This window comes from Thioalkalivibrio sp. ALJ15 (assembly GCF_000383695.1).
In the GTDB taxonomy this organism is placed as follows: Bacteria; Pseudomonadota; Gammaproteobacteria; order Ectothiorhodospirales; family Ectothiorhodospiraceae; genus Thioalkalivibrio.
The window spans coordinates 528,269-547,002 of sequence record NZ_KB912058.1 but is presented as its reverse complement, the minus strand read 5'-3'; the positions used below and the strand labels follow the sequence as shown (position 1 = coordinate 547,002).

Below are 18,734 nucleotides of genomic sequence, written 5' to 3'. Positions count from 1 at the left end.
CAGGGCTGTCAGTACACCAGCGACGCCTGGCGGCGTCTGCTGGTGCAGCACGGCGCCCGGGCCAGCATGAGCCGGCGGGGTAACTGCTGGGACAATGCGGTGGCCGAACGCTTCTTCCTAAACCTGAAGATGGAGCGCGTCTGGCGACGGGACTATGCCAATCACGGCGAGGCCACCCGGGACATCACCGACTACATCGTCGGCTTCTACAACGAGCGCCGAAGGCACTCGACCCTGGGCTACCTGTCGCCCAACGCCTACGAGCGAAAATGGACAGCCGAAACACCGATCGAGGTGTCCGAAATCACTTGACCACTACACATGCGCGCGCAGAATCTCCAGCACCGAGCCGATATCCAGATGTCCCAGCTCGAGCGTATCCGTAGCCCGGTTGAACAGCGGCGCCCGCCGATCATCCAGCAGCGCTGTCATCTCCGCATGCAGCGACCCCAGCACAATCAATCCGCCAGGAACCTGCCCCGCCCGGGCGCTCAGCCGGTCCACCTCCGCCTGCAGGAGCGAGCAGAAGTCGAACAGCGGCTTGCGATGGAAGTACTGGAACTCATCCAGCGCTACCACATACCCCGACTCCGCCAGACTCGCGATCAAGCGGGCCAGCTCGCCCAGGCTATGGACACGCTCCTCCAGCCCGAACGTCTCCAGGTAGCCGTTGCAAGCCGCCACCACCCCCGCTGGGTCCGAATCCGGAATCTGGATGTACAGCGTCTTCGAGACACCCGCCGCCTGCAGCGCCTGCTGAATCAAGGTCGTCTTGCCAATCCGGCGCCGCCCCGAAATCTGCAGAAAAAACCAGCGCCTCCGGGACAGAATCTCCTGCACTGGCCCAGCTCCGTCTGCCGACCGTAAAACGCCCACTCCCCGGATCCCGCCACACAGACACCTTAAGGTAAAAGTTATTACCTTAACCTACGCCGATCCTTTAGCCTCATCAACACAGTCACTTACGCGCCACCCCATCACACAGTTTAGTCCACCAGCAGGAGGCCAGCCCCTGGCCGATTGGATGTTGGACAGGCCCCATCGGCCAGAGGGCTGGCCTCCTACACCGACTGCCACCCCCTGTGGGAGCGGGCTCGCCCGCGAAGCCCCCGCCAAAGCCCCGACCAGACTTGTCATCGCCACCAGACTCATCCAAAATAATCAGTGGAGGCTTTGTTGGCGGCGACGCTGGCATTGCCTTTTTTATTGCCCGCTTATTGAATCGCGTTCTTCTCGCGGCCGCAGATCGTCGATGACCGCGAAACTCCACAGCGGGTAGCGCTGATCACCGTCTTCGCGCAGGGTTCTGAACCGCAAGTCACAAACCCTCTCCGCCAGCCCCGACAATTCGCTCCGTGCCGAACGCGCCATGGTACCGACGCGAACACCCCAGGCCACCAGGTACCCCACAATGTCCGCCAACTGAACCGCTGTCGTCAGATGGCTGTGAACAAAAAACGGCTCTGGTATCACTCGGGCCGCACGCATCCGCCCCTTGGCAGTCTCCCGGAAATACTGAGCCATTTGCCCTAGCAGGATATGGGCCTGCACCTTCTCGAGCTCATCGAACACCACCACACCCATCGCGCTCTCGGCCTGCTCTTCAAGAAAGTGGTAGTAGCGCTCGAACAGGTAAGCGTAATCTTTGCGCAGAAGCTGCCCCTCCGGCCGAGGAGCCTCGCAATCCACGATGCTCGCAAACGTACGCACGCGGTAACGCGCACAAATCTCCAGCAAGTGCCCCACGAAGGCGATCTTCGCCTGAGCCAAGGCCGTAAGCTCTTCCTTGGTGGGACCGGTTGCACCGGCATCCTCACGACGCTGCCTCGCCCCCTTTTCAAGACACGCACGCGCCAATGCGGCCCTTCGCTCCGGCGGGATCGATTCCATCTGTCCCGCCAAGCGGAACGTCTTTCGCTTCAGCAGTTTCTTGCCCTTGAGCTCCAGCTCATCCGGCGAGATCCGCTGCCCGAAGAAAGTCCTTTCCGCATCCTGTACTTCACAGACCAGGTTCCAGAGATCCCGATCCTCCACACACACGCCGGCCAACACTTCATATGGAGAATGCCTGCGGTCCTGGCCGCTTTCATCCATGAACAGCATAAAGCTCACGCCGCGTACCTCCTCTGTAACGGGGTCAGGTATCCATTCCTGCCCGCCTTGAGACCAACAATCCCCCGTGAATCTCCAGGTGAGCATCCATCACTTTGTCGATCGCGAACTCCCGCCCCGCCAGCGCCCGCCCGGCACGCCCCACGGCCTGTCACCATTCCGGGTCTTCCACAAGCGCCTGCACCGCCGCGGCCACAAACTCCTCCACACTCTTGTGCCTCAACGAACGCATTGCGACCACCACGATCGCCCCCCAATCTGCAACGACACACAAGGAGCGCAGCCCCCTGCGCGATCAACCTGTAGGAGGCCAGCCCCCTGGCCGATTGGATGTTGGACAGGCCCCAATCGGCCAGAGGGCTAGCCTCCTACGCCGAGTGCTACCCCCTGTGGGAGCGGGCTCGCCCGCGAAGCCCCCGCCAAAGCCGTACAACCACCAAACCTACCCAACCAACGACACAACCGCCCGCCTTAACCCCTCATCCACACTCACCGGAGGCTCCCACCCCAGCGTCTCCCGCGTATGCGAAATATCCACCTGCAACGAATCCAGCAACCGCCGCGCCATCTCCCCACGCCCCACCGCACGCGCCCCGGCACGCAACAGCACTGGCGGCACCGGCACCAACCGCGCCCGCCGCCCCATCGCCGCCGCCACCCGGCGCAACAGATCGGTGGTAGAAAGATCCTCCCCATCCCCCGCCAGAAACACCCGATTCGCCGCCGCCGGATGCTCCAGGCACGTCACCAGCAGATCCACCAGGTTATCCAGCCCCACCAGCGAACGCCGATTGTCCACCGCCCCCAGCGGCAGCGGCACTCCCCGCGCTATCCACTGCAGCATCCGTGCGAAATTCCCGCCAACACCCGGCCCGTACACCAGGGGCGGCCGCACCACCACAATCTCCATCCCCGTCTCACGGCCCAGTGCGAACAACCCCGCTTCCGCCTCCGCTTTGGAAACGCCGTACGGATCAACCGGCGCCGGCGCATCCGATGCGGAAAACACACTGCCGGACGCAGTCTGCTCGCCATTCACCTTGATGGAGCTGACGAACACAAACCGCCGCACACCCGCCTGCGCCGCCTGCCGCGCCAGCGCCAGCGTGCCCTCCACATTGTCGCGTCGATACTCCGCAAGAGGATCGGCCGCGTCCTCGTCCATCACATGCACGCGGGCCGCCGCATGCACCACGGCCTCTACGCCCTGCAGCGCGCCACTCCAGTCCGCTTCCGGCTCAAGCGACGGCGTCACCGCCAGCTCCGCACCCGCCGGCACCGAGACACTGCGCCGACACCCCGCGACGGGGACCCGACGGCCGTCCGCCGCCAGCCTTTGCACCACGGCACCGCCCACGAAGCCCGTCGCTCCTGTTACCAGAACCCGACCTACCATCACTCAAAATCCCGTCATTGCGAGGGCCCGCAGGGCCTGTGGCAATCCCCAGCCGCAGCCCCATCAACCGAATGTAGCCACCCCAGCCGGCGTGCTAACCCAGGCAACCGGTGCCGAACCGCCGCTCGCCCAGTCTGATGCGCAAAGAACCATGCACTACGCGCCAGAGAAAGCCCCTCAACTTCCCGATACATGCGCCATGTATACAGCGATGTGGAAGCCTTGTTGGACGAAATGGAACCAGACCGTACTCGATAGATACCCAATACCTCGTTCAGCCCCATCGCCGTCTCGCCATCGCGCAACAAGTCCAACCACAGGGCATAATCCTGCCGCCGGCGGATCAACGGCATATACCGCTTACCAAATACCTTCGTGTCATACATGGCCGTCAAACACCCAACGTAGCAGGTCTTCAGAAGTTCTCGATAATGCAATCGGTCAGGGACTCCCACTGGCGAGAGATACCGCCCATTCTCGTCAACCCGCTCATAGGCCCCATACGAGAATGCCGCCCCCGCCTCTCGCATAAATGCCAGCTGCCGAACCAGCTTGTGGGGCAACCACAAGTCATCCCCATCCAGAAACGCGATGTACTGACCACGCGCGGCCTCAATAGCAGTATTGCGAGCTACCGCGGCTCCTTCATTACGCTCAAGCCGGAACACCCTTATCCGCTCGTCATCGGCCGCCAGCGCCTCGACGATCTCAGCCGAATCGTCCTCGGAAGCGTCGTCCACAACAAGGAGTTCCCAATCGCCCCACGTCTGCGCCTGGACAGAGGTGATCGTCTCTCGAATAAACGCCGCCCCGTTGTGCACAGGCGTCACAACCGACACCACCGGCGTCATTCGAATACCTCCGCTAGAAGGGACATCCGCCGAGCCATGTCGTACGAACGCGCGCCACCCGCCATCCTGGGGGTATTGAAATACTGATGCAGATAGGTGATTCGCATTCGTGGGTCTGTTCCTTTCACTGTTGGCATGCGGGACCACCGCTCGCCCTGTGCCCGGCTTTAACCTGTGCCCGGCCTTAAGCGGTGCGGGTGTCGCGCAATGCCCGTGCGATGTGCTCCGCGGCCTGGCCGTCGCCATAGGGACGCCCCTCCTGTCCGGAAGTCCCCACTGCTTCACGGATCACGACGGCGATATCGACCTGGGTCGGCGGTGCCAGCCGATTCCAGCCCAGGTCGACCAGTTCGGTCCATTCGGTTTCGTCGCGCAAGGTAACGCAGGGGACGCCATGGAAATAGGCCTCCTTCTGCACGCCTCCGGAGTCCGTGGCTACCAGGGCCGCGTGGCGCTCCAGAGCCACCATGTCGAGGTAGCCCACGGGGTCGACGGCACGCACGCCCGACAGGGCAAGCCCATGACGTTCCAGCGCCGCGCGCGTCCTCGGGTGCAGCGGCAGGATCACCGGGCGCTCGCTCGCCACGGCCTCCAGCCCCTCCACAATCGCGCGCAGGCGGGCCGGGGCATCCGTGTTGTCGGCGCGATGGATGGTCGCGAGGATGTAGGTACCCGCCTCAAGGTCATGCTGTGCCAGTACCGCGCTGCGTTCAGCCGCGCGGTCGGCGTAGTACAGGGCCGCGTCGAACATCACGTCCCCCACCTGAACGATGCGCTCATCGGGGATGCCCTCCTCGCGCAGCCGCCGGGTGGCCCCATCGGTCGGAGTCAGCAGCAGATCGGAGAGGTGGTCGGTGACGATCCGGTTCTGCTCCTCCGGCATGCGGCGGTTGAACGAGCGCAGGCCCGCCTCGACATGGGCCACCGGGATATGCAGCTTGCTCGCAGCCAGCGCACCTGCCAAAGTCGAATTGGTGTCGCCATAGACCAGCACCCAATCCGGCGCCTCTGCCTCCATAAGCGGCTCCAACGCCTGCAGCATGGCCCCGGTCATCACGCCATGGCCACCTCCGGAAACGCCGAGATGGTGGGCGGGCTTGGGGATGCCCAGCTCCTCGAAGAAAACATCGGACATCCCCGCGTCGAAGTGCTGCCCGGTATGCACGATCTGCTCGCGCAGTCCGGCCGCCGCCAGCGCGCGCGACACCGGCGCGGCCTTGATGAACTGGGGGCGTGCCCCGACGATGGTCATTATCTCAGTCATGAATCATTCACTTATTGGATTGATGGGAGCCACGGACGAACACGGAAAGACATGGACAGGGCAATAGCGTGAAAACACGTACCCTTGCCAGTCTTGTCTCCCCTCCTACATTCCGTGCCCTTCCGTGTTGTTCCGTGGCTCCCGATGCTTTAGCCACGGAAAAACACGGAAGAACACGGACGGTGTGTTGGGCATGAACACGGCCGTTTTGGTCAGCCCCCTACCACAACATGCCGTATTGCTTCGTGGGTTCTGTGGCTTTAAGTCGGGCGCACCTGCCCCCAGACAGCCGGAGACGCCTCAGCTCAACAGCCCCCTGGCCCGAGCAACCGCAAGAGCCGAAAGCGTAAACCCGTCCTCCAGCACACCTCCGCTCACCACGGCATCGAGTTCCCCCAGCGGCACGACACGATAGGGCCGTTGATCGCCCTGACCCGGACAGAATTCGGCCGCATCCGGCACCCGTGCGACAAACAGCGCCACTCGGGAATCCAGGATCGCGGTGTTCGGACGCACATAGCCCAGATGCTGAATATCCTCCGGTCGCAGCCCGAAACCGGTCTCCTCACGCAGCTCCCGCAGGGCACACTGCAGTGCGTTTTCGCCCGGCTCACCGTACCCCCGCGGAATCTCCAATGTTGGCGTTGCGCCCTGAGCCGGGCGCGTCTGTTCGAGCAGCAAAACACCACCCCGCCACAACGGGAGTACCGCCGCCGCGTTTTCGGCCATCGGCTCTTCCACCCAGTGGTACTGCCCCTCGCGGCGCACGCGAAACCAGGGGTTCCAGTACTCGATCATGCCTTGCGCTCCACGCCCATGGCGGCTTCCAGCCGGGGGTACAGCCCGAACCAGTTCCGCCGAGTAGCCACCGCACCCCCACGCTTCACCGCCTGATCCCCCAGATAATCCAGGGCACGATCGGTCAACCACCTGGCGATTTCACCCGACCCCGCAGAGGCCACGAACTCGAACATGCGCACGGGATAGCGCACCCATCCGATCTCCTTTCGCAGCGCGCGAATCGACACGGCCGGCTCCAGCAAGGCCCCGGGTATGCGCTGCAGCCCCTGCATCCGGTCCATTACAAACGCCTCGCCGGACTCCAGAAACAAGCCGTTGTAGGCCGCGTCCACCACCTCCAGCTTGAACCGCTCACCCGCCTCGGCCGGCAGCGACCTCTCCACGTGTGCGTACCAGGCCGATCGTGACCCGCAGCCCTCACCGCCCGCTCGAAACCCGGCCCACGCCCCGTCGTCGTCCCCGTCATCGCCATCGAAATACCGCCTGGCCTCCTCACCCGCCAGTCGCGCATTGATGGCCTGTGTCAGACTGTCCGCCCGCAGCGGAACATCCCGCCACTCCACCTCGTACTCCCGCAGCGTACGGTCCAGGCGCTCCATCTCGCGATAGATCGCCTCGCGTCGTTCCGCACCAAGCTCCGCCTTGCGCGGCCGGCCCGGAAACCGGGAAAACAGATAGTCATCCGGCAAGTCCCGGAAATAATCCACCAGCGAGCAATCCACCCCCAGACCACGCCCGCGAACCGAAACCTGCCCGAGCCCTTCCTCGCGTAGATACTTGCCCACCATCCGTCCCCGCAGGAACTCGGCAACCCCCGGCGTATCCATCAGCATGTTCGGCGAAAGCACCAGACCCTGAGAGAACACGACGCCCAGCATCAGCCGCTGCCGGACCTCCGCGGCCCCCAGACCACGAACGGAATCGCAGTTCGCCAGAAACAGCTTGTCCCGGAACAACAAGGCCCTACCCCGCCCGACGGCCACTCATGAGCTGTTCGTATAGCGCAAGCAGCTTGTCCGCCTCGGGCGCCCAGTTGTACTGGCGCTCCACGGCGTCGCGGCCGCGGCGGCCCATGGCCTCGGCCTCATCGGGATGGGCCAGCAGCCAGGCCATGGCTTCGGCGATGGCATCCGGGTCCTGCGGATCCACCAGCAGGCCACAGCCGGCCCCATCGACGATCCCGCGCCATAGAGGAAAGTCGGAGGCGATCACCGGCAGGCCGGCCGCCATGTATTCAAACAGCTTGTTCGGTTGAGCATCCAGATGATTCGGCGCGGGATGGAACAACACCAGTCCCGCCCGGACATTGCCCAGGATCGCGGCGACCTGCGGTCGTGAGGCCCAGCCGTGGAACTCCACCCGCTGCCAACCACCTAGCGCGGCCAGCTCATCCCCATGGCCGGCGGGCGAGAAGCCACCGGCCAGTTGCAGCCGGCACTCGGGCTCGTCCACCCGTCCGATGGCCTCCACCATCTCCCGCGACCCGCGAATACCCGTAATGCCGCCCACATAGGCGAAGTGCGGCGGCCGCTGCGCATACGGTACCGGGTCCGGCGCCACCAACTCGGCCAGGATGGGAAAGTTCTGCACCGTCACGGTCTTGTGCGCCGGAAAGCGCCGCGCAATCGTCGGCGTCGCCGCCACGATGCCATCAAACGCGCGCCCGGCCAGCCACTCAAAGCCCGCCGCCGCCGAAGCCACCGGCCGCCGCAACCAGACGGGAATCCAGTGCTTGCCCAGAATCTGGCGCGGCACATCCTCGTGCACGTCATACACCACTTTGATACCCGAGAGCTTCAGCGCCAGCCCCACCGGAATAAGCTCCGGATCATGAAAGTGCGCCACCCGCGGCCGCCCCGCACGTACCGCACGGTACATCCGCCACGCACCAAACAACATGCGCCGCACCCGTCCGTGGGACGGTGGACCGGTATCCACGACCTCGACACCCGAGATCTCGTCGCGCTCGGGCCCCTGGCCGTCCTGTACGTACAGGAATACCTCCGCTCCACTGCCCACGGCAAGCGAGGCGGATTCCTTTACCCTGATGCGCGTATCAGCTCGTACGTGTACTGTCGTAGAGAGAATTATCAAAATCTGTCAGCCTTAAGTCGGACATCAAAAAGAATTTAGTGATGAAGCTTTCTGCGAAGCAGGTTGCCATAAAATTTTAAAAGAGAAGCCGCTGCGAACAGGACTGATGACGAGCGCAAATATGAACTCTTCGCCTTAATCGGAAAACTATGGAGAAAATCTGAATCTAGCTCTCTCACTATCTCTCGATGCAACAACCCCTTAACCCTCAACTCTCGCGGAATAGCGCAAAAACTCTTTATCAAATTTGTGCAGTTAAACAAATTAAGGGATAGAACCCCCGCCCTTCTATAAAAATTACCCGAAAGGGCGCCCCACTTTCCGCAGCGCACTTCCCAAGAATAAAAGTCGGAAATAGAGCCAGCTGAGTTTTCGAGTGACTCCAAGTATCTCTTTTCAAACCCCAACCCCGCACGACTGCAATAATGATTTTTTGCTCTTAAGATACGAGGGCCAAATAAGTTATTTTCGATGCACCCCCCTACTGAGCTCTTGCCAATTTGCCCAATAACGTTGCCATTTGGAACAGCCACCCCGCGGCCATATGTCTCGACAATTTTACATAGGTTTTTGATTGCGTGAGAATTTTTTGGATAATTTATTTCTCTGTCCCATTTATTTTCGTATACGTCTACTCGGCAACCCGCCCGCATCGAAATCATAGAATGAGACAGACCGAATTTTTCACTTACCTCAACGGGAATAACTACGTCTTTTGAATGATCGCCCAAGCGTTCATGCTTAAAGGTGAACACCTCATCCGTGTACCCAGAAGATAAAAAGGCAGACAATACAACGCGGCTGTCTAACCCTCCTGTCAAGGGACACCGCACAGAATACATCGAGCTAAAATAATCGGCAGCCTTCCTTATTATCGCAGCAGCATCTTTTGCCACAGACTCCAACGATTTATTTCGATCCTCTTCAATGTTTATGTCTCTTCGCACAGCATAGCCTCCAAACAACTTCAAATAGTGATTTGGGAGCAACACCCTAACCCCAGGGGTTGGACATAGATCATACGGGAGAACCTGCCCAGGAGAAGAAGAATTTAATATCCTTCTTATAATGGTGGACTCATTGCCATCGGACCCAATCGGATCAATCTGTGTTTCTATCGATGAAGCAAGGACGTCCGCTGTGTGAACTGGGTAATACACAGGAACGCTTGATGTTGCATCTGGAAAAACATAAACCCTGCCACGATCGTTCAACACCGCGACAAAATGCCCCAACATGCCATCAATGATTGCCCCGGCGCGCTCGATAAAATCCTTTTCTATCGCATGCTGAGCGCCTTCCTCGAACTCATATATCGACCTGCCATCAGAGAGGACGAAGTCACCGATTATGATTAATTCTGCACGGCCAATTAAAATCCTCTTAACTGGAGCATACGAGGAGAGTTTTAGATAGTAGCCGCCAAGATTGATTGTCTCAGACAGTTCCATCAAGTCGATTGGAGTCTTGGCCAAAATAAAATCATAAGCAAATTGATGGATGCTCTGCATAATCATATTCTTATATTCTGGAGGAGAACCACTAAAAACTGGTCGACTCAGGGTCCGAAACATCTGTAAGCGATTAATCAAGCTCAGATGCGCGGTCTTTCGAGTAAAGCATTAGAGGGTAATTTTGGGGAACCACTATTAGCAAATCGAATCGCCCAAAACACACATCACGTACTCACACTCAGTAATTTCCTATAGACACTAATGAGTGTGTTTTCCTCTGTCTGCCACCGTAGGTCCGCTACACGCTCGGGCAATTTCTTCCGCACCACTCGTCCCTCCTCGGAGCTCAGGCTGGCCAAACGCTCCGCGATCGAATCGGCTGTTGGCGACACCACCCAGCCCGCTTGGCGCTCCCGTACTATTGCCGCCTGATCCGGCAGATCAGAAACCACTACGGGAATACCGGCCAAAAGACTCTCGAACAGCTTGTTCGGCAGGCAGTAGCGATGGTTCAGACACGTATCCTCGTACAGACTGACACCAACATCCGCGCCAGCCACATGAGCCAATACCTCCGCCGGCGGGACAGGCTCGCGGTGATGAACCCGTGCGCAACGTTGCTCGGCTTCCTTGACCCGCGCGGCCAGCGGTCCCGCGCCCATGAACAGGATGTGGTGCGGCACTTCAGGGCGCTGGAATGCGTCAAGCGTCGCCTCGATGCCCCGCCCCTCGCTCAACCCGCCAAGGTGAAGGAAGAGTAAGGCGTTTTTGGGGACTGAAAACTGCTCTCGCAGGGGTACGATATTCGTCAACGAATCAGGCACTTTCGGAATATTGCGCACCAAGTGGATCGATTTTTTCGGATACCGTTTCTGATACCAGTCCTTGATAGAAGGACTCACGGTAATCATTGCATCGACACGAGGCATGAGGAACCGTTCGGCGCGTCGAGCCATTTTCTGGCGCAAACCACCATTGCCCACTGTTTCAGTCTGAAGTTCGTGGGCATCATAGATCAGCTTCGCGCCGGTGAGCCTTTTGAGTAATACACCGATAGAAAGCGGCCAGAGATTGTGGCAATGGATAACCCGGAGGGACTGGCGCCGATAGCGGCTCACGAGCCGGGCGTACCACTCCGCATACTTTACGGACTGGCTAAGCAGATCCTTCGGCAAAGGGCGGCTGGTTAGCCGCACACGGTGGATCGTACGCCCGTCGAGATCCTCGGCTTCGGCGAAGCCGGCTTCGTGGAAACCCGCGATTTCCAGCTTGTCGAAAAGACCGGACTCCCCTACGGCGCAGGTTTCCTTGAGGACTCGGGAGTCGTGGCTGACCGGGTTGCGGACGATGTGCAGGCAGGTGGCGTCATGCATAGTGGGGTGTACTCCTAACAGGTTCTGTTTTATAGCGCCCGCAAGCCTTGAAGCCAAAGGGTCTCGATATGAAACCGAGGGCAAACCAGAGCACTACCCATGAAACCCCGGTGGCCAGATTGGCGAAAAGGAACAGGTATAGAAGAATCAGGATCGAATAGATGGCAATAACACTAGAGCGGAAAGCCATCGCGCCTCCAGTAGGCCGCGCGCGGGATTCGCGGTGAAGTTGGGCGAACACCATCAGATACAGGACGAGGACCAACATTAGCCCGACCAAGCCGAGATTCGCCATGACATAAGGCAAGAAGCTATGCAGCGTGCTACCCGCATTGCCCGTCGTCAGATATGCCACGTTCATATTGCCGAACCACGGTGCGTAAGAAAGTTGCGCCACGCCATGCTCCAGCATGATATCCAAGCGCGACATTAATGAGGTCGCAGAGCCCGAACCGAAGCCAAGCACCCGCAGCCCTCGAACGTCGAGCTCTGTTACAACCACCAGCACGCCAAGCGCAACGGCCGTCACGACCCCGGCCGCAACAAGCCCGCCACCAAACCGCACGAGAAGCCGTCTCGACCACGGCAATGCGAGCTGGCCATGGATATACGCACGAAGCAGCCGCCTTCTTGGCGCCACTAGCGCCGTCGCGAGCGTGATCAGTGAAACGCCAGCGATCACCGCCGTGGCTGAATTGGAACCCATAACCTGACTCATCGCGAGCGATAGAAGGGTCCCACTCAGATAGAACACCCACCAGGACAGTTCCAATCCCCTACGCAAACACGAACCCAGCTCGACCAGGGCGCGCAGTACGAAGAGAAAGGAAAACACGATAAACGTGATCGAAAGGAAGTTACCGGGCCGCTGGTACCCGCCTTCGATTCCTGTCAGCAAAAACAACCTTGTGTGTAGACGCCCCGCAAACTCGACCGCCACCCACACCAGAAGAATGGCTACAAACGCCAGCAGCAGCACAACCATCCACCGAGCCTTATCCGCAACCAGTAAGCGCTGATAGCTTTCTCGAAGCGCAGCCCCCATTAGGTAAAACAGCAGCATGCCCCCGGTGGTGGCGATCGTAATCGCCTTGAGTCGTTCAACATCCCCAACGTCTGCCCACACTCGGAGTGCAACCCAAGCCACGAGAGCGAAGAACACAACCAGGTGCAGACGAAAATACACCTGGTTCCGCATCCATAGCTTGGCGACAATGGCGGCGGACAGCGTCACATACACGGCCAAGACAGGAAGGCCTACACCGCCCGCACCGATGTTGACGATATTGAGCGTCAGATAAAGAAACAGGACCGCCACATGAAAAAACACAAGAGCAAGCATCAGGCTGCTGCTTGTCGCGTCATTGTTGCCACGCAGGGCGCCAGCCCGATCCAAAGCGGTGTTTGAGGCATTCAGCACCATAAATCGCTAGGCTCTCCGCGCGTCAAGAAGATCTTGGTAAAACAAAGGATCGCTGGAATGCTGGAAGAACGAGTTATGCCAAAGCAGGACGAACTCCCCCCCAAAACGGTGGCACAACTCTTTATAACGATTCATTGCTGTGAGCGTGTCAGCGGTGTACTCAGAACCGCCATATAAGGCCGAAAGGACGGAGCATTCCATAAGCACGAGGGGGCGTTCCCGAAGTGATAGCGAGTGCCGCCCGAGTAGATCGAACAAAGCGTATGACTGGCTCGTTCCACAGCGGAACCCGGCCTGATCGGCAAACGAAAGCGTCGTATCGTAGCGGAAGCCCGCTGCGGATACATGACGGCTGGTCTGCGCACTGTCCCAGCGTAGATAGTGCTGGCGAATACCCACGCCATCCTGCACGCACCCTTCCTCATCCATGATTTGCCGCAGCCGCTCGGCCTCCTTCGCCATCTGATCAGCATCACGATATGTCCCGTAGCTGCCGTGCAGACCGATCTCGTGTCCTCGCGTGTGAATCCGGCGTATCAGTTCGCGGATACGCGGTTCATCAATGGAATAGTGGCCATCCATGCTCGGGACGCTTTTGTCGACCAAAAAGTAGAACGCCATGCGGTTACCAGCCGCCTCGTTCACATCCATCATCCAGTCGAAGGTATCGAACGGGTCATGCCGGTAGTCACCACGGCGGGTTGCGAGGGTGTTGCGCAGGGTACGGATGGCCTCGGGTACGCTGCGGCGCTTGAGGACATCGCCCCCCATCTTGCGCACTGTCGCGGCCATGGACTTAGTATAAGCCGCATACGGGTTGTCTACGTCGCAGGTAACAAAGGTGCACGGCTCACGCTGCTTCCGCTCCAACTGCGGCCACAGTCGCTGCATCGCCGCCCAGAGGATCTCCACGTACTCGTCCACGATAGGCCGTTCCAGAAAACCTTCCTGATACGCCAGCGAGGCCCAGGCTGGGAAGCGGTCGTGTTCGTCGCGGTCGTTCACCACCAGCTCTTCGTAGCGGGTGAGCATGAAGAAGGCGGAGCCGAAAATGTCGATTGGCAGACGAACCTCGTCCGGCATTGGCGTGACCCGCTCGGCCGAGTCGCCATAGATAACCGGTATGACGCGCTCCACCAGCGTGATGTCCTCTCCCAACTCCGCCGTGTCCCACTGATTGAGGGGTCGTGGAGGCAGGGAAGCAGGTTGAAGCCAATCGGGTTCCTGGGTTGATAGCAGCACATCGGGCAATCGGATTTCACCCGGCTGGCCCTCCAAGGTGATGCGAGTGTCCACCCGGTCCGCCGGCACCCGGCGCCAGGGCAAGCCGAGGAATTCGCCCAGCACCACGCCCAAGATGTAATCCCGCTCCGGCGCCCGAGTATCCGGAGTTTCAACGATCAGTGTCATGGGACTCTTCTGGTTGCACTGCCTCGCGCAGCAGCGGCACGAGGGCTCGGTTGCCGCGCTCGGACAGGTGATGTTCGTCGTAGTACAGAGGCAGACCGTCGCGTGTGCCGTAGCAGTAGCCGCCCTCGCACAGGGCGGGTTCGGGGTCCAGCAGGTGGACATTGTCGCATTGCCGCTCGGCGGTCCGCAGCGCCTCGGTGACCAGGGCATGGCGCGTCTCGTAGTCCTCCCGCGGCAGGCGCACGTCGAAGTCGAAGCCGGCGCGCAGCAGCGTCTGGCGGGCGTACCAGCGGGGCACGTCCACCATCATCTCCGGCGTTGGGCGCAGCCAGTATACCGGCCGACCCTCGCCCAGGCGGCAGGCCGAGTCGATAACTTCCTGGCGAAACTCCGCCAGAAACGCCGCATCGGGCTCCTGCACAGGTCGCTCGCCAAAGTAGACGGTGGGGATACCATATCGCGGCTCATGGGGAATGTGGCTGCCAAAGGCGGCGCTGCTCAGTCGGTTGCCCACTACGACCGGCACATCAGGAGGCAATTCCGCCAGGCGTTGCTCCACAAAGCGATTGAACTCGGCGCACTCCAGATCTTCCCTGGGCTTGCGGGCGCCGAACAGTGTCTGGCAACTGGTGTAAGTCGCCTGAATAATGCCCGCATCCGGGGTGTCGCTCACCGCCTCCAGCACCGCCGTGGCGATCGCCGATGCGTGGCTGTCACCAATCACTACCGCGCGCGGGGTCTCGCCCCCCAGATGGCACCAGGGAAAGGCATCCCAGCCGGGTCGGCCATGGCATTCGTCCCGGTGCGGGTTGGTGTTCTGCGCCTCGGCCATGATCGCGTCAAACCGGGGTGGCATTCGGTCGTCCACGCCGTCCGCGCTCTTTACCCACAGCGCAAAGGCCATCAGCAGTACGACCGGCACCACCAGCGCTGCCACCGCTACGCCATGCCCCGCATGGGTCAGCCAGCGTCGGCTGGGCTGCTCCACCAGCCGGTACGACAGTGCCGCCAACACCAGCGACACGCCCATGCCCAGCGCCACCGCCCAGGGCAGCCCACGCCAGTCCAAGAACACCAGCGCCACGAACACCGGCCAGTGCCAGAGATACAGCGAGTACGATACTTGCCCCAACCACTGCACCGGCACCGGCGTGGCCCAACCGGGTGTGTGGCGCATGGCCAACAGGATCAGCGCCGTGCCCACCACCGGCAGCAGCGCCGCCGCGCCCGGCCATGGCGTGTTCGCATCGAACACCACCAGCGCCGCCACGATCAGCCCCAGCCCGGCAAGCTCCAGCCCGCGACGCAACCGATCCGACCCGCTTAGCTGATCGCCGAGCAGATACACCAGCACCCCGGCCAGCAGCTCCCAGGCGCGCGTCGGCAACAGATAAAACGCCGCGGAGGGCGAACGCCCCGTCAGCCAGACCGACAGCCCCAGCGACACCACAAACGCCACCAGCACCGCCGCCGTCAACCATCCCCGGCTCCGGCGCCACCACCACACCAGCAGAAATCCGATGGGCAGCAACAGGTAGAACTGCCACTCCACCGACAGCGACCACGTATGTAGCAGCCACTTCTCGTGGGACGCCACATCAAAATAACCAGCCTCCTCCCAGAACCGATGGTTGGAGGCGAAGCCCAGCGCGTAGCGCGCATGGTTGGCAAGCTGTTCGTAATCCGCTGGCGACAGGGTCCACCACCCCGCCACCAGCAGCACTGCCACCAGCACCACCAGCGCCGGCACAATCCGCCGCGCTCGCGCTAGATAGAAGGACCACAGAATACCCCCCCCCGAAACAGGGTTATTCTCCAGCCCCCGCATCAGGATCGCCGCCATCAAAAAGCCGGAGATCACAAAGAAGATGTCCACTCCCAGATACCCGGCATCGAAACCCGGCACCTGAAAGTGAAACAGCACCACCGCGACCACCGCGATGGCGCGCAGGCCGTTGATGTCGTGGCGGAAGGGCCCTGGGCTCAAAATCGCTGGCCTTTCAGCACCCGCCGGGCGCGGCCCGCAAACTGTTTGGCGGCCTGCACCAGAGCGAACACAGCGATTGCCGGGTCGTCCTTGGCAAACTCCGCAAACACGCCCCGCTTGCCGCGAAACGTCGCCCACCATTGGCGCGGTGACAACACCCAGTCCCGCGCATCACTAAATCGATACCACAACAACGTGTTCTGCAGATCGGCCAGCATCTTCGCGTAATAGACGGTTTCGCCGTCCGCACAACCTAGCGCCACCTCTCCGACAGGTTCCTTGGACTGTATCCCTTGATACGCCAGCCAGGGGAGGTCCACCCCGGCTGGTAGACTCACTCCTATCCACCCCCAGCTTCGCGGGTTGATCTCGATAAGCTTACGCGCACCTGACTCTTGATCGATCATGACATCGAACTCAGCCAAGCCTGTGTACCGCGCACGCCCACAGGCTTCCTTAGCCATATCAATCGCCCATTCCGGTGGAGGTGCACTGAAACCTGTTACGCAATCACCAAACCCTGGTGGAAACCCACGCACCTTCCATCCGTAAACTAAACCCTCTACGTCACCGTCGCTCGCGTACACACCAATAGAATGCATTGCGCTCGACCGGCCTCTCACGATCTCCTGCCCAAACACCGGAACCCCAACCCGGGCTGCCTCGGCAAGCAGCTCGACCAATTCCTCCCGATCACCGCAGGTGCGAAACCGCAGGGCATCCGCCGCGCGCGCCCATTGACGCCCTTCCTCGCCCTGCCCCGGCTTTCTTCTCGCATTGGCCTTGATGGCAAGCGGAAACGGCAGCGCCGTGCTCGGATCCTCCAGTTCACTACGGGACCATACACGGGGAACGGCCAAGTCCTGCTCCATCGCCCACCGCCCAAACCGTTCCTTGTCCAGAAACAATTCCACCACCGCCCGATCCGCCACTACCAGATCGAACATGTCCTCAAGCTCTTCCCGATTGCGGGCGACAGACTCCGCCCAGTGATCGTTCGTCGGAAACAATACCGGCCGACCACCCGCTTTCGTACCCAATTCCTTCAGCTTGTCGACAAATCCCCGCTCATCAACCAAGGGGTCCGGCACATTCAGGTACCGCGCATACCGCGAGCGCGTCCCAATACCTCGCTTCGCATCCAATGCATATACTGGAATCCCACGCCGACCCAGCGACTGGATAACCGATAGCCCGTTGTAGTCGCAGTTAAAAACAAATGCACATTCCAAGTCTTTCACCAACTCACGCCCCCTCCCGAGAACCTACCCCACCAGACGTCGACTCACTTTCCGAGCTCACTATCTCCGACCATATCCTATTACCTAATTCACCCAGATCCGGGCCTGGCGAACAGTTGAACCCAACCGGCAGACGATTACTCAATTGCAAATCCGCATTCGACCAATCGTTGTACATTGCCGCAATATTATCAACAACACCATACGGCCCACCACAAAGATCTTCATACCGAACATGACAAAACCGACGATCATCTATGGACTGACAAAATCTCGCCACCTCCCCCCGAACATCCCGAATGTACCTCACTACATCCTTGACCCCATCTTCCACTTCGTGAAGATGGTAGCCGCTTGGCGAACGCGAAATTCCGAAGTCCAAACTCCCTTTGAGATCCAGGCGGCCCTTAGCGATGGAACGCGCCAACGGGAACGTATCACGATCCGTAAACACAAAGAACGCACTCGGCAAAGCCTGATTAAGTGCTTCCAAGTGAGCCACGAACCCCGGCCACTTCAGCGCCAACGGCCTCCCCAGCTGCGCTTCAAGCCCCCACAATACGCGCCGAAATTCCAAACTTCGCTGTTCCTCGAGAAGAACACCTGGACAGTTAACGTCAAACCACCGACCCCATATCGAGTGACATTGTGAAAGGCCCGCTGCCCCCTCTTCTTTACCATATTGACTGCAATATTCCACATTTTCGCGCTTCCTAACAAACCACCTGTATGCAAGCGCCCCTAAAACAGGGGCACCAGGAAAGCTGTCCAAGAATCTTGGTGTATACGACACGCCCAAACCAGAAGCTAAACTCTGATAAAGCAACGTGGTACCGGAACGAGCGGGACCCGTAACAATGATTGGAACAGGATGACATCCTCCCGCTTCACAAAAATATCGGTCGACCCAAGAAAGGCGATCCGAAATACGCGCCATCGCCGCCCTGCCAATGTGTTTCATTCCAAACCACTCCAATACAACCGATTGTCAGTTAACGTATGGCCCACGAGCATTCCCCGGAAACGAGCGGGACAAGAACCCATATGGACCCGGTCAGTCCATTCGAACCCACTTCCGTTCGCGGAACGGACCCACATACCAGACGCCCTTGTGGGGCCCATTTTTCACAACCGACAAGACGTTCCGGCCGCATATTTTGATCAGAATATTCCTTGTTTCGGTCTTGAAACGGCTACGTTGGGCTCGGATTGACGGTAGTCGGTGCGACTCGACCACTGCAGAAACCAGGCCGCATCGTGGGTCCAGCACGGCCATACGGAAGCGTGCATGCTGAAGCCATGAACCCAAACCAAACCCGCGGAACTCG

Annotated in this window: 16 protein-coding genes; 1 reads left to right on the top strand and 15 read right to left on the bottom strand. The window is 60.2% G+C overall.

Going from position 1 to position 18,734, the window contains the following annotated elements; translation table 11 throughout:
* Window positions 1–312 (top strand): integrase core domain-containing protein (locus G015_RS0109325; RefSeq protein ID WP_020146567.1); only part of this gene is annotated, 312 nt, incomplete at its 5' end.
* Between the two features lie 3 nt (window positions 313–315).
* On the opposite strand, the gene G015_RS0109320 is transcribed toward G015_RS0109325, so the two are convergent.
* The 15 genes from G015_RS0109320 to G015_RS14050 all read right to left on the bottom strand — a co-directional run bounded on the left by G015_RS0109320 (window position 316) and on the right by G015_RS14050 (window position 18,367).
* Window positions 316–840, bottom strand: coding sequence for an ATP-binding protein (locus tag G015_RS0109320; RefSeq protein ID WP_020146566.1), 525 nt, complete (start codon window positions 838–840; stop codon window positions 316–318).
* A gap of 363 nt (window positions 841–1,203) precedes the next feature.
* Window positions 1,204–2,103, bottom strand: coding sequence for a DUF3800 domain-containing protein (locus tag G015_RS0109315; protein WP_232196821.1), 900 nt, complete (start codon window positions 2,101–2,103; stop codon window positions 1,204–1,206).
* Window positions 2,104–2,554: 451 nt separating this feature from the next.
* Window positions 2,555–3,508, bottom strand: a complete 954-nt coding sequence (locus tag G015_RS0109310; protein WP_083925125.1) for an SDR family oxidoreductase — start codon at window positions 3,506–3,508, stop codon at window positions 2,555–2,557.
* 14 nt (window positions 3,509–3,522) lie between these two features.
* Window positions 3,523–4,359 (bottom strand): glycosyltransferase family 2 protein, encoded by an 837-nt coding sequence (locus tag G015_RS0109305; RefSeq protein ID WP_020146562.1) that lies wholly within the window; start codon window positions 4,357–4,359, stop codon window positions 3,523–3,525.
* A 184-nt stretch (window positions 4,360–4,543) separates the two neighbouring features.
* Window positions 4,544–5,611: a non-hydrolyzing UDP-N-acetylglucosamine 2-epimerase gene (gene wecB / locus G015_RS0109295; protein WP_020146560.1), complete on the bottom strand. Its 1,068-nt coding sequence runs from the start codon at window positions 5,609–5,611 to the stop codon at window positions 4,544–4,546.
* Between the two features lie 312 nt (window positions 5,612–5,923).
* A complete protein-coding gene (locus G015_RS0109290; RefSeq protein WP_020146559.1) occupies window positions 5,924–6,421 on the bottom strand; it encodes an NUDIX hydrolase in 498 nt (165 codons plus the stop codon).
* On the bottom strand, window positions 6,418–7,380 hold the full coding sequence (locus G015_RS0109285; protein WP_028490913.1) for a hypothetical protein: 963 nt from the start codon (window positions 7,378–7,380) through the stop codon (window positions 6,418–6,420). The genes G015_RS0109290 and G015_RS0109285 overlap by 4 nt, the downstream gene beginning before the upstream one ends.
* Window positions 7,381–7,387: 7 nt before the next feature.
* Window positions 7,388–8,473, bottom strand: a complete 1,086-nt coding sequence (locus tag G015_RS0109280) for a glycosyltransferase family 4 protein (protein WP_369773941.1) — start codon at window positions 8,471–8,473, stop codon at window positions 7,388–7,390.
* Between the two features lie 80 nt (window positions 8,474–8,553).
* Window positions 8,554–10,035: a hypothetical protein gene (locus tag G015_RS14235; protein WP_156824691.1), complete on the bottom strand. Its 1,482-nt coding sequence runs from the start codon at window positions 10,033–10,035 to the stop codon at window positions 8,554–8,556.
* Window positions 10,036–10,196: 161 nt separating this feature from the next.
* Window positions 10,197–11,345, bottom strand: coding sequence for a glycosyltransferase (locus G015_RS0109270; RefSeq protein ID WP_020146555.1), 1,149 nt, complete (start codon window positions 11,343–11,345; stop codon window positions 10,197–10,199).
* Window positions 11,338–12,768, bottom strand: coding sequence for a hypothetical protein (locus tag G015_RS0109265; protein WP_020146554.1), 1,431 nt, complete (start codon window positions 12,766–12,768; stop codon window positions 11,338–11,340). Before G015_RS0109265 ends, G015_RS0109270 begins: the two co-directional genes overlap by 8 nt.
* 6 nt (window positions 12,769–12,774) lie before the next feature.
* Complete coding sequence (locus G015_RS0109260) at window positions 12,775–14,178, bottom strand: polysaccharide deacetylase family protein (protein WP_020146553.1); 1,404 nt, start codon at window positions 14,176–14,178, stop codon at window positions 12,775–12,777.
* Window positions 14,162–16,165: an acyltransferase family protein gene (locus G015_RS0109255; protein ID WP_020146552.1), complete on the bottom strand. Its 2,004-nt coding sequence runs from the start codon at window positions 16,163–16,165 to the stop codon at window positions 14,162–14,164. The genes G015_RS0109260 and G015_RS0109255 overlap by 17 nt, the downstream gene beginning before the upstream one ends.
* A complete protein-coding gene (locus G015_RS0109250) occupies window positions 16,162–17,406 on the bottom strand; it encodes an ATP-grasp domain-containing protein (protein WP_232196820.1) in 1,245 nt (414 codons plus the stop codon). Before G015_RS0109250 ends, G015_RS0109255 begins: the two co-directional genes overlap by 4 nt.
* A gap of 4 nt (window positions 17,407–17,410) precedes the next feature.
* Entirely contained in the window at window positions 17,411–18,367 is a 957-nt protein-coding gene (locus G015_RS14050; RefSeq protein ID WP_083925123.1) for a sulfotransferase, read from the bottom strand.
* Window positions 18,368–18,734: the final 367 nt, after the last annotated feature.